Below are 11344 nucleotides of genomic sequence, written 5' to 3'. Positions count from 1 at the left end.
CTTCAGGTTCGCCGGGGGGAGGGGGGTGGCGCTGCGGGCAAGAGTCCTGACCTGGGAGGCCGTTCGGCTGTCAGTTGTCGGCGAGTGGTGCGCGGAGCTCGACGATTGTGCCGTGCGGCTGGTTGTCGGTGACCCGGACGGTGCCGCCGAGGGCCTGTGCGCGTTCGGTGAGGTTGCGTAGTCCGCTGCTGCGGTGCTGGTCGCCGATGCCGACGCCGTTGTCGGTGGTCCGCGCGACGACTTGTTGACTGTCGGCGTTGACCTCGACTGTGACTTCGGAGGCCTGTGCGTGGCGGACGATGTTGGACAGCGATTCGCGGACGGTGGCGAGGATCTGTGGTCGTACGGCGGTCGGTACGACGGTGTCGATCGGGCCGGTGCAGATCAGCTGGGGCCGGAAGCCGAGCGGTTCGGTGTACTCCGCGACCAGGGCTTGGACGTCGCCGCGCAGCGAACTCGAGTTAGGGGCCTGTTGGAGTTCGAAGATCGCCGCTCGGAGGTCGTGGATCGTGCTGTCGATGTCCTCGACCGCGCGGCTGAGTCGCTCCTGGTGCTCGGTCCGCACCAGCCGCTGCATTCCCTGGAGTTGGAGTCCGGTCGCGAACAGGCGTTGGATGACGAGGTCGTGCAGGTCGCGGGCGATCCGGTCGCGGTCTTCGAGTACGACGAGCAGGTCGCGGTCGCGTTGCGCCTGGGCGCGTTCGACCGCGAGGGTGGCCTGGCCGGCGAACATCCGCACCAGGGCTGCACCTTCCGCGACCCGGGTGTTCGAACCCTGGTCCATGGCCACGGCGAGCAGGCCGCCAGTGTCGGTGGTGCCCGGCGGGAGCGGGGCGATCGTCGCCCGGGCGAGATTCGCGCTCTCGGGGAACTCGGTCAGGCCGCCGGCATCCTTGACGAGCTGCGCGAGATCCTCGATGACGATCTGGTCGCCGCTGCCCGAATTCAGCAGGTGCAGCAGCGGTAGGTCGGCCGGGATCCGGTGCCCGAGGTACTTGGTGAACTCCGGTCGCCCGTCGACGGCCCGGACGACCAACTCATCGCCCTCGGCGAGCAGCACGGCGGCGACCTGTGCGCCGGCGACTTCTCGGGAGCGTTGCACGATGAGTTGGAGCGCTTCGTCGGCGTCGTACTCGCCGAGCATCAGCTGGGTGATCTCGGCGGTGACCTCGTGCCAGCGGCGGCGTTGCTCGGTGTCGGCGTACAGCCTGGCGTTGTCGATCACCACGCCGGCGGCGGTGGCGAGGGCGGTGACAGTGCGTTCGTCGTCCTCGGTGAAATCGGCGTTGCCGGTCTTCTCGGTCAGGTACAGGTTGCCGTAGGCGTGCTCGCGGGTCCGGATCGGTACGCCGAGGAAGCTCTTCATCGGCGGGTGGTTGGCCGGGAAGCCGTAGGACCGCGGGTGCTCGGCGAGGTCGTGCAGCCGGATCGGTTCGGGGTGTTCGATCAGCAGCCCGAGGATGCCGTGGCCTTCGGGGTACGGGCCGATCGCGCCGATCTCCTCGTCGGTCACACCGTGCGTGATGAAACGGACCAGCCGTTTACCGTCCGGGCCGACGACACCGAGAGCGCCGTACCGCGCCCCGGCGAGCTCACACGCCGCGGTCACGATCCGGTCCAGGGTGCTGTTCAAGTCGAGATCCGCCCCGATGCCGACAACGGCGTCGAGGAGCGCGCGCAGCCGCTCCTGGTACTCCATGATCTCGTCGACCCGCCCGAGGAGCTCCTGCAGGAGGGCATCCAGACGTACCCGGGACAACCCGGCGTACTCCAGCGCCCCCTCGTCCCAACTTCCCCGCCCAGACGAGCCTTCGGCCACGCCCCCACAGTACGCATAGTCACCGGCGATGGGAACTAACCGGAGCGGGGACGCCGGCCCCACGGAACCAGCCGGCGACCGTGGATGGATTCGATGCCGAGCCGGACGAGCTGCGACTCGTCCATCGGCAGCCATGAGTGCAACGGCAGTCTGTGGCGCAATTCGGTGCTCTCCTCGGCCGTGGCGACCGACAGGTGGCCGATCGCCGTGACAGTCCAGCCCATGTGACGCTCCAGTTCGACGTCGTCGGCCTCGAACGCGACGACATCACCGCGCTCGGCCGCGTGGAACTTGTCACCCTGACCTGTGCTGAACACAATCGTGTCCTCGTCGAGCACGAAGTTGACCAGCCGGATCGCCGGCAGTCCGGCGTTGGTGTACACCAGCCGGCCGAGCGGAACCGACCCGAGCATGCTGATGCATTCCGCCGGTCCGAGGATCTGCAACCGGGAGTTGTCGTACTGCTGACTTGTGCTCATGCGACATTCCTTCAGGACACCGTGGTCCGGGGTGGCCACCACCTCGACAATCGCCGGGCGACGGGTCCGAGAACAGGGCCGAAAGTCCCGACCAAGGGATCACAGCGGTGTGCGAAGTTCGACCACTGTGCCCTGCGGCTGGTTCGGTTCGAGCTGTACGGAGCTGCCGAGAGTGGCGGCTCGGTCGCGGAGGTTCCGCAGTGCGCCGTCGCGATCGGCGGCGGAGATCGCGGTGCCGTTGTCGGCCACGCGAAGCGTCACACCGTCGCCCGTCACGGTGAGGTCTACCGTGACGTCGGAGGCGTTGGCGTAGCGCACCACGTTTGACAACGACTCCCGCAGTACGGCCAGGATCTGCGGTTTGGCGGCTACCGGTACGACGGTGTCGACCGGCCCGGTGGTCATGAGCCGGGGCCGGAATCCCAGCGGCCGCGTGTACTCGTCGACCAACGTCTGGAGGTCCGCGCGCAGCGAACTCTGACCAGGCTGGCGGTGCAGTTCGAAGATCGCGCTCCGCAGGTCGCGGATGGTGGAGTCGATGTCGTCGACGGCACGGCTGAGGCGTTCCTGCGCGTCCGGCCGGACCAGCCGGTGCATGCTCTGCAGTTGCAGACCGGTCGCGAACAGGCGCTGGATGACCAGGTCGTGCAGATCCCGTGCGATCCGGTCGCGGTCCTTCAGGACGGCAAGCGTGGACTGGTTGCGCTGAGCCTGCTTGCGATCCAGGGCCAGGGTGGCCTGGTTGGCGAACATCCGGAGCAGGTCCGTCCCCGGTGTGACCGCCAGCACCGCACCTTGTGCCGCAGAGACGATCAGGAGTCCGCCGGTGAGATGGTTGCCGGGGGCAATCGGTGCGAGAATCGTCCGGCCGATGTGTTCCAGCTCCGGCAGGTCCGGCAGCAGACCGGACTCCTTGGCCAGCTGGGCCACGTCCTCGATCACCACTTGCTCGGCGCCGCGCAGTACGTCCGTCAGCACCGGCAGGTTCGCCGGGAAGCGGCGGCCGAGGTAACGCTGGAAGGGCGCCGGAGCGTCGACGGCCCGAACGACCAGGTCCGCTCCGTCGATGAGCAAGATCAACCCCACCAGCGAGCCGGACACCTCGCGGGCGCGGCGCGCGATCAGGTCCAGCGCCTCCTGCGGGTCGAAATCGCCGAGCATCAGCTGGGTGATCTCCGCGGTCACCTCGTGCCACCGGCGCCGGCGTTCGGTGTCGGCGTACAGGCGGGCGTTGGCGATCACCACGCCGGCCGCCGCGGCCAGGGCGGTCATGGTCCGTTCGTCGTCCTCGGTGAAATCGGCGCCGTCGGCCTTCTCGGTCAGGTACAGGTTGCCGAAGACCTGCTGCCGGCTCCGGATCGGAACGCCGAGGAAGCCGCGCATCGGTGGATGGTTGGCCGGGAAGCCGTAGGACTGCGGATGCTCGGACAGGTCGTGCAGCCGGAGCGGTTCGGGATGCTCGATCAGCAAGCCGAGGATCCCGTGTCCGTCCGGATAGGGCCCGATCTGTTCGATCTGATCCGGGGTGATGCCGTGCGTGACGAACCGCGACAGTCCCTTGCCGTCGCGTCTGACCACGCCGAGAGCGCCGTACCGGGCTCCGACCAGGTCACAGGCGACGGTGACGATCCGGTCGAGCGTGCTGTTCAGATCCAGATCCGCACTGATACCGACCACCGCGTCGAGCAGGGCGCGCAGCCGCTCCTGCGAATCCATGATGTCGTCGACGCGGCCGAGCAGCTCCTGCAGCAAGGTGTCGAGCCGAACGCGGGAGAGTCCGGCGTCCTCCAGCGCACCTGCGTCCCAGGTGTGCCCTCCGCCCACCGGAGCTCCCATGGGACCCACCGTACGCCCTCGCCTGATCAGCAAGCCCTGAAGCGCTCGATCGCTGTCCGAAGGGCCATACGACCCTGAGCCGAGGGCACGGCGACTCTGCTCGGCCGGTTCCTGACGAAGGAGGCTCGATGCAAGCAACAAGGAGGGGCAGGATGAACAGCTGGGAAACGCTGGGACCGGTCGTCGCCGAGGTCGACGGCAGCATCGACGGTCTGCGGGTCGTCGACTACGCGAGTCGGACAGCTGTCCGCGCCGGCACGGACCTCGTCATCGTTGCGCCTTACCATCGCTCGACGCCGCACACCTCGCTGACGTCGCGGTCCGCGTCGGCGATAGCCGAGGAGAATCTGCGGGACGCCGCGGCCCATGCGAAGCGCCGGCACGGTCGAGGTCTGGTGATCAGGACCGTGGCGATGGAGGGGTCGCGGGTGAAGGTCCTGCAGGCGGCCACCCGTGAGGCGAGTGTCCTGGTGGTGGCCCGGTCCTACGACAGCGCGACCTCCGGCCTGATCTCTACGCAGGGCAACCTCGCCCTGGCGGCTCGCATCGGCCGACCCGTGATCGTGATCCCCACCGGCTGGCAGCCGATGCCGACCGAGCGCGGCATCGCCGTGGGCATCGACGGGACCCCGTTGTCGCTCGAGGCCGTCGAGTTCGCCTTCCGCACCGCGTCCGACCGCCACGCGAACCTGACCGTGGTGCATTCGCACCACCTCGCCTACCACGCACCCGACGGTGCCGACGGCAGCTGGCAAGAGCGCGCAGGGCTGACGGTGTCGGAGACGCTGGCGGGATGGGACGAGGAGTACCCGCACGTCAAAGTCACCCGCCTCCTCACGACTCGCCCCGTGGTGGCGACGCTGGCGCGCGAGAGTGAGGACGTCGACCTGATCGTCGTCGGCGCCCACACCGGCCCGTTGCCGATCGGCGACCCGGTGGCCCGCCGGACCATCGCGGAGATGCCTTGCCCCGTCGCGATCGTGGCCCACCACGTCACCCCCGCAGAGCGCGACCAGCACCGCCGAGAGGTCGACACCGCCATGCCGATCAACTGAGCGACGTCAGTGATCCTCGGCCCGAGAAGTCCGGAGCTGGAGGAGGCGGCGGAGCGCCGTACCGGTGATGGCGCTGCTGGTGGCTGCCATCAGGAATCCGCCGGCGATCGCGATCGCGATGATCAGGATCAGCGGTTGGCCTGGCTGCCACAATGGCATCGCGAAGCCCAGGAAGATCGCCAGACCGGCCAGCCAGGCGAGGGCCGTCGTAGCGATCCAGCTGCTTGAGCCGCTGACGAGGTTGCGCAGTACCAGCCACTGCGCTGCGCCGATGGAAGCCAGCAGCGCCAGCCCGAGAACGACCGATCCGGCCACCACCAGCGGGATGGGCCAGTCCGAGATCGAGTTCGCCAGCATCGAGGGCGTCAGACCGAGGAGGTAGGCGAAAGCCGCCGCGAGCGACGTGGCGATGATCCAGGTCCGGGTGCGGAGCTCCGGCAGCGCGCGTCGCAGTACGGCGGCTTGGCCCAGGCCGAGCATCGCGCCTTCGACGGACCCGGCCAGCAGGAGAGCTGGGAGCGCGACCGCGGGCCGGGAGTTCGAGACCGTGGCGCCGACCAGCGCCGGTACGGAGAAGCCGAGCAGTTCGGCCAAGGTGACGGTCCGGAACCAGCGCCATACGAGCGCGCGCCCACGCAGTGGCTGTCTGGTGCGGTCCTGGGATGAGACCTTCATGGTCTGATCGTCGATCGGGTCGACCGCATGCGGCAGGGCCGAAGAGCTCACAAGGACGGGAGGTTCGGCTCTGATCGGCGTCGGGAAGGTCGCCTGAAATGGAACACAGAGTCACACGAGACCGGAGAGTCGGATGACAGGAAGTCTGGATGTCAGCCGTTGGGGTGGGGTCGACCGGTACGTCGATCTGGACGGGCCGGTGCACTACGTCGACTTCGGGGGCGCGGCGAACGGACCTCGCTTGGTCCTGGTGCACGGCCTCGGTGGCTCGCACCTGAACTGGACCCTGCTCGCTCCGCTGCTGGCGGCCCGTGCGCGGGTGGTAGCGATCGATCTGCTCGGCTTCGGCCTGAGCCACCCTGAGGGCCGGCCGGCCACTGTTCAGGCCAACGCGAAGATGCTCGGCCGTTTCGTCGACGAGGTCCTCGGAAGCCCTGCCATCCTGGTTGGCAACTCGATGGGCGCGCTCGTGTCGATCATGCTCGCGTCCCGGCGCCCCGACGCCGTCGCGGGGCTGGTGCTGATCGATCCGGCCCTGCCACCGACCGGGGGTGCACGGCCTGAGCCTGCCGTCACCGCGGCCTTCGCGGGGTTTGCTGTACCGGTGCTGGGACGCTGGATCCTCGCCCGAGGGCGCCGGCAGCGATCGGCACGGCAGCAGGTCCAGCGTCTGTTGCGGCTGTGCTGCGTCGACCCCTCGGTGGTACCGGCAGACTTGGTCGATGCCTCGGTCGAGCTTGTCGAAGTGCGATCCCGGGTGCACGGGCTGGATGCCGCGTTTCTGGCCGCGGCCCGGTCGCTGCTCCTCCTGGGCGCCAGACGCCGGCGGGCCTGGGCCATGATCGATGCGCTGCAGGCTCCCGTGCTCCTGCTGCATGGAGCAGCGGACAGGCTGGTCCCGGCCGCGGCGGCCGACTACGCGCGGCGACGGCATCCCGACTGGACCGTCGAGATCTTCCCCGAGGTGGGGCACGTACCCCAGCTCGAGGTACCGGCGACGACCGCGCAGCGGATGCTGGCCTGGATGGAGGGCCCAGGTGCCGCCGCGGTACGCCGCGCGTCGCCGAGTGGAAAGTTGGGCGGATCTGCCTATCCTGAAGGGGATACCCGTCGGTAAGGCCGTCGGCCGTACGACCCTGGGAGGGCACATGCCCGCCTCATCTGCTCAGGACAGGAGTTCCTCCGGTCCGGCCCTGCACTGGTACCTGACCGAGCCGAGCCGCAGCGTGGTCGACCTCGGTCAGCTGGCCGCCGCTCGATCGATACTGCGCACAGCGCCCGGCGGCGACGGTCATCCGGTGCTCGTGCTGCCCGGGCTGCTCGCCTCGGATGCATCCACCGCGTCGCTGCGCTGGTTCCTGACCCGGCTGGGCTATCGGGCGCACAGATGGAACCTCGGCCGGAACCTGGGGCCCACCCGGGCGGTCGTCGACGGCATGCGGGTGCGGCTGCGCGATCTGGCCGACCGTCACGGTCAGGCGATCAGCCTGATCGGCTGGAGTCTGGGCGGGATCTATGCGCGCGAGCTGGCCCGGGAGACACCGTTCCTGGTTCGGGATGTGATCACCCTCGGGAGCCCGTACCGTCTCGGCGTCTCGGGCAAGACCCGGGCACATCATGTCTTCAGGCTCCTGTCGCACCTGCACGTCCCGGAGTCCGAGATGCCGCCGCCCGAGCACATCAGACCGCGCTTGCTCATGCCGGCCACGTCGGTGTACTCGGAGCACGATGGCATCGTGCCGTGGCACGCCTGCGTCGAGCCGCCGGGACCGCTGCGCCAGAACGTAGCCGTGCACGGAAGCCACCTGGGCTACGGCCACAATCCCGCCGTACTCTGGCTGGCTGCCGACCGCTTGGCCCTGGCGCCGGGCCAGTGGCGTCCGTTCGTGCCGCCGGCCGAGCTCGCGCGCCACTATCCGGTGGATCGAGCCCGGCGCGTCGGCTGACGCCGGCCGGCCGCCGCGAGTTCGGTCAGGCTGCTTTCGATGCCTTCGGCAAGTACGGCGAGATCGGGCTCGTCGAAGTCGCCGGTGACTCCGAAGGCGACGGAGTCGCAGTAACTGAGGATCGAGACGCCCGTACGGACGGTCGAGCCGATCGGCACGTACGGGATGATCTCGACCAGGCGGCGCCCGAGCGCGTACAACGGCTGCCGCGGTCCGGGAACGTTGGTGACGACAGTGACGATCGAACGCTGCGGGAATCGGGCTGCCATCCGGTAGCCGGACGCGATCACGGCGAACGGCTCCTGGCGGGCGAGCTCGGTCAGCAGCGCGACCGAGTCGATCTCGTGGTCGGACTTCAGCTCGTCGAGCCGGGCGCGGACGGCGGCCAGTCGCTCGACCGGATCCTCGAGGTGGACGGGGAGCCCGGCAAGCATCATCGAGACCCGGTTGTCCCTGATGCTCTCCTCGCCCGGCGCCCGGACGTTCACCGGGACGAGTGTCCGGACCGAGTTCGGGTGCGGAGTCTCCCCACGGGACAACAGCAACGCCCGGAAGCCGCCGGTCACGGCGGCGAGTACGACGTCGTTGAAGGTCCCGCCCAGTTTGCGCCGGATCGCCTTCACCTGTGCGACGGTCGCGCGGCCGAACGCGTACCGGCGGCTCGACGACAGGGAGCCGCTCAACGACGACGGTGAGGCGGGCAGGACAGCTTCGGACAGCGCCCAGAGGCCGCGCGCGATGCTCCACGACCGGTAGGCGAGGGTGCCGGGCTGCTGGAGGCCGGCGACCACGAGCCGGAGCTGGCGGACCGGGGTCAGCATCAGCTGACCGACCGCACCAGCCGTGAGGCCGACGGTCGTCGGCGTGGGCTGCGGCGTCCACTCATCGGAGACCGCGGATCGAGGCTCTGGCGTCGGGTCCAGCACGACGGTGTAGAGGTCGGTCCCGGACACTCCGTCCACCATGCAGTGATGCACCTTGGAGATCAGCGCCCATCGTCCGCCCTTCAGGCCGTCGACGAGCCAGTACTCCCACAGCGGGTGGTCCCGGTTCAGGCGCGCGGACATGATCCGGCCCATCAGAGCGCTCAGCTCGTCGTCACCGCCCGGTGCAGGCAAGGCTGTATGCCGCAGGTGATAGCTGAGGTCGAAATGCTCGTCGTCGTACCAGACCGGTGGTCCGAGATCGAACGGCAACTGGCGTGCCTTCTGCCGGTACCGCGGGATCAGCGCCAGCCGGCCGGTCAGGAGCTCGGCGAACTCGTCGTACGTCGGAGCCGGTCCGTCGAAAACCGCGATCGAGGAGATCGCCATCGACACACCGGGCTCCTCGTCCTCGGCCTCGAGGAACGCGGCATCGAGCGGTGTCATCCGGTCCATGGCTAGAGCTCCCGCTTCAGGATCTTGCCCGCCGCCGTGATCGGCAACTCGGCACGGATCTCCACCGATCGCGGATACTTGTACGGCGCGATCCGCGCCTTCACGTGCTGGATCAACTCGTCCGGGCTGACCTCGCGGCCAGGGTGCAGCGCGACGTACGCCTTGACCTCCTGGCCGAGCAGATCGTCGGGCACGCCGACAACCGCGGCCTGGGCGACGGCGGGGTGGGTGTAGATCGCGTCCTCGACCTCCCGCGGGTACACGTTGTACCCGCCGCGGATGATCAGCTCCTTCTTCCGGTCGACCACGAAGAAGTAGCCGTCCTCGTCGACGTAGCCGAGATCGCCGGTGTGGAACCAGCCACGGCTGAAGGCCTTCGCCGACGCCTCAGGGTCGCCGCGGTAGCCGCGCATCACGTTGACACCACGGACCATCAGCTCGCCGATGTTGTCGCGGCCGGGCGGCAGCAGGTCCCCGTGGTCGCCCCAGACCTGCACCTGCACGCCCCAGATCGGCCGACCGACGCTGTAGACGCGGCGGTCCTCGGCGCTGACATTGAACGTCGTGGTCGAGGCCGTCTCGGACAGTCCGTAGCCCTCCAGGATCACGATCCCGAAGCGATCCTCGAACTCGTCGATGACCTTGGCCGGGATCGGTGCACCGCCGGACACGCCCACGCGCAGTGAGGACACGTCGTACTTGTCGAGGTCGGGATGCGCCAGCAGGGCGATGTACATGGTCGGCACGCCCTCGAAGACGGTGACGTGGTCGCGCTCGATAGTCGCCAGCACCTTGTCCGGGGCGAACCGGGGGACCAGCGTCATCGTCGCCGCGAACCGCACACAGACGTCGAGGATGCTCGACAGCGCGAAGATGTGGAACAACGGCAGCACGACGAGGATGACGTCGTCGTCCTGTACGCCGAACAGCCGGCCGGGAGTGTCGGCGTTCATGAACAACTGGAAATGCGTCAGCTCGGCGCCTTTCGGCCGGCCGGTGGTGCCGGACGTGTAGACGATCACCGCGGTGTCGCCCGGATCGGACTGGTGCATCTCGGGGGTGCCGGCAGGGGCTCGGGCCAGCAGACTCTCGAACGGCGTGCCGTTCGCCGGCCGCTCCAGACCGGGAGTGGTGACGACCACCAGGTTGTCCACACCGGCCTGAGCCGTCCCTTTCGCGGCCTCGTCGGCGACGCCGGCCCAAGTGATCAGCATCCGCGCCCCGGAGTCACGCAGGATGAAGCCGACCTCGTCGGCCTTGTAGAGAACGTTCATCGGTACGACGATCGCGCCCGCCTTGAGCAGCCCGAAGTACGCGATCACGAACTGTGGCAGATTGGGCAGCTGCAGACCGACCGCGTCCCCAGGACGGATGCCCTCGAGATGGAGTCCGGTCGCGAACCGGTCGGATGCGGCGTCGAGCTCGGCGTACGTCATCCGGTAGTCGCCGCTGATCACTGCGGTCTTGCCGGCGTGGCTGAGCGCCGATTCGGTCAGCATGGTGGCGAGGTTGAAGCTCATCGTGACACCTCCTGGCTCTGTCCCGGGCGGTTCCAGCAGCCGGCCTCGGCCGCGGAGATCGCGGCGGCGACGTCCTGTGCCCAGGCGCCGATGACGTCCCAGTCCCGCACGTCCCCGGCCAGCACGGTGGCGGCCATCCGGCGAGCGAGGAACCCCTGGGCGGTTTCGGGCTCGAGCCGGCCCGCGAACGTCATCGCGGGTTGGGCACCGATGCGCTCGGCAAGCTCCCTGACCTTCCTCGGCATCGCTTGCAGGCCGTCGGCGTGCGGGCCGATCGGACCGCTGTGGAACAGCCAGACCTCCCGCGCGCGCAGCTCCTCGGCATGCTTGCTGAGGAAGTGGACGGCTTCGGGCCGCCAGGCGCGGTTGTAGAGCGCGCTGCCGAGGACGACCGCGTCGTACTCCGCGACCGACTGGACATGCTTGACGTTGCGAACGTCGACCAGGTGGCCGTGCTCGCGGATCTCGGCTCCGATCCCGGCGGCGATCTCCGCCGTCGAGCCCATCTTGCTCGCGTACGCCACCAACACGTGTCCGGACATCGCTACCTCCAAGGGGGATACCTGAAGGATCGAACGTGTGCCGCCGCGCGGGCAGGGCAGAGCGTCCGGTCCGGGCGGGACCTTCGGCCCTGT

General features: G+C 68.9%; 10 protein-coding genes. 3 read left to right on the top strand and 7 right to left on the bottom strand.

Annotated features, from left to right (window positions below; genetic code table 11):
- Positions 1 to 70: 70 nt before the first annotated feature.
- From OHA18_RS41570 to OHA18_RS41560, 3 genes are all read right to left on the bottom strand, one after another.
- Complete coding sequence (locus tag OHA18_RS41570; protein WP_329000917.1) at positions 71 to 1819, bottom strand: GAF domain-containing sensor histidine kinase; 1749 nt, start codon at positions 1817 to 1819, stop codon at positions 71 to 73.
- Between the two features lie 35 nt (positions 1820 to 1854).
- The gene (locus tag OHA18_RS41565; protein WP_329000916.1) at positions 1855 to 2298 is read right to left on the bottom strand and encodes a pyridoxamine 5'-phosphate oxidase family protein; all 444 of its coding nucleotides are present in this window, start codon (positions 2296 to 2298) and stop codon (positions 1855 to 1857) included.
- Between the two features lie 99 nt (positions 2299 to 2397).
- The gene (locus OHA18_RS41560) at positions 2398 to 4134 is read right to left on the bottom strand and encodes a sensor histidine kinase (protein WP_329000915.1); all 1737 of its coding nucleotides are present in this window, start codon (positions 4132 to 4134) and stop codon (positions 2398 to 2400) included.
- A 152-nt stretch (positions 4135 to 4286) separates the two neighbouring features.
- Between OHA18_RS41560 and OHA18_RS41555 the strand changes: the two genes are divergently transcribed.
- Positions 4287 to 5189, top strand: a complete 903-nt coding sequence (locus OHA18_RS41555; RefSeq protein WP_329000914.1) for a universal stress protein — start codon at positions 4287 to 4289, stop codon at positions 5187 to 5189.
- Between the two features lie 6 nt (positions 5190 to 5195).
- Here the strand turns inward: OHA18_RS41555 and OHA18_RS41550 are convergent, their stop codons facing one another.
- Positions 5196 to 5864, bottom strand: a complete 669-nt coding sequence (locus OHA18_RS41550; protein ID WP_329000913.1) for a hypothetical protein — start codon at positions 5862 to 5864, stop codon at positions 5196 to 5198.
- A gap of 133 nt (positions 5865 to 5997) precedes the next feature.
- On the opposite strand from OHA18_RS41550, the gene OHA18_RS41545 reads away from it, so the two are divergent.
- Together OHA18_RS41545 and OHA18_RS41540 are read left to right on the top strand one after the other, a co-directional pair.
- The gene (locus OHA18_RS41545; protein ID WP_329000912.1) at positions 5998 to 6981 is read left to right on the top strand and encodes an alpha/beta fold hydrolase; all 984 of its coding nucleotides are present in this window, start codon (positions 5998 to 6000) and stop codon (positions 6979 to 6981) included.
- Positions 6982 to 7012: 31 nt separating this feature from the next.
- The gene (locus tag OHA18_RS41540) at positions 7013 to 7810 is read left to right on the top strand and encodes an esterase/lipase family protein (RefSeq protein WP_329000911.1); all 798 of its coding nucleotides are present in this window, start codon (positions 7013 to 7015) and stop codon (positions 7808 to 7810) included.
- Here the strand turns inward: OHA18_RS41540 and OHA18_RS41535 are convergent.
- From OHA18_RS41535 to OHA18_RS41525, 3 genes are read right to left on the bottom strand one after another with little or no spacing between them, the layout of a single operon-like run.
- On the bottom strand, positions 7777 to 9189 hold the full coding sequence (locus OHA18_RS41535) for a WS/DGAT/MGAT family O-acyltransferase (protein WP_329000910.1): 1413 nt from the start codon (positions 9187 to 9189) through the stop codon (positions 7777 to 7779). The genes OHA18_RS41540 and OHA18_RS41535 overlap by 34 nt on opposite strands.
- A gap of 2 nt (positions 9190 to 9191) precedes the next feature.
- Positions 9192 to 10709 (bottom strand): long-chain-fatty-acid--CoA ligase, encoded by a 1518-nt coding sequence (locus OHA18_RS41530; RefSeq protein WP_329000909.1) that lies wholly within the window; start codon positions 10707 to 10709, stop codon positions 9192 to 9194.
- The gene (locus OHA18_RS41525) at positions 10706 to 11251 is read right to left on the bottom strand and encodes a flavodoxin domain-containing protein (RefSeq protein WP_329000908.1); all 546 of its coding nucleotides are present in this window, start codon (positions 11249 to 11251) and stop codon (positions 10706 to 10708) included. The genes OHA18_RS41530 and OHA18_RS41525 overlap by 4 nt, the downstream gene beginning before the upstream one ends.
- Positions 11252 to 11344: the final 93 nt, after the last annotated feature.

The organism is Kribbella sp. NBC_00709 (assembly GCF_036226565.1).
Lineage (GTDB): Bacteria > Actinomycetota > Actinomycetes > Propionibacteriales > Kribbellaceae > Kribbella.
This window is presented reverse-complemented; position numbering and strand designations above follow the sequence as displayed.

Bases quoted from the DNA above. Each gene is read 5' to 3' on its own strand.
- OHA18_RS41565 (WP_329000916.1), bottom strand. From the start codon at position 2,298: ATGAGCACAAGTCAGCAGTACGACAACTCCCGGTTGCAGATCCTCGGA.
- OHA18_RS41560 (WP_329000915.1), bottom strand. From the start codon at position 4,134: ATGGGAGCTCCGGTGGGCGGAGGGCACACCTGGGACGCAGGTGCGCTG.
- OHA18_RS41555 (WP_329000914.1), top strand. From the start codon at position 4,287: ATGAACAGCTGGGAAACGCTGGGACCGGTCGTCGCCGAGGTCGACGGC.
- OHA18_RS41550 (WP_329000913.1), bottom strand. From the start codon at position 5,864: ATGAAGGTCTCATCCCAGGACCGCACCAGACAGCCACTGCGTGGGCGC.
- OHA18_RS41545 (WP_329000912.1), top strand. From the start codon at position 5,998: ATGACAGGAAGTCTGGATGTCAGCCGTTGGGGTGGGGTCGACCGGTAC.
- OHA18_RS41540 (WP_329000911.1), top strand. From the start codon at position 7,013: ATGCCCGCCTCATCTGCTCAGGACAGGAGTTCCTCCGGTCCGGCCCTG.
- OHA18_RS41535 (WP_329000910.1), bottom strand. From the start codon at position 9,189: ATGGACCGGATGACACCGCTCGATGCCGCGTTCCTCGAGGCCGAGGAC.
- OHA18_RS41530 (WP_329000909.1), bottom strand. From the start codon at position 10,709: ATGAGCTTCAACCTCGCCACCATGCTGACCGAATCGGCGCTCAGCCAC.
- OHA18_RS41525 (WP_329000908.1), bottom strand. From the start codon at position 11,251: ATGTCCGGACACGTGTTGGTGGCGTACGCGAGCAAGATGGGCTCGACG.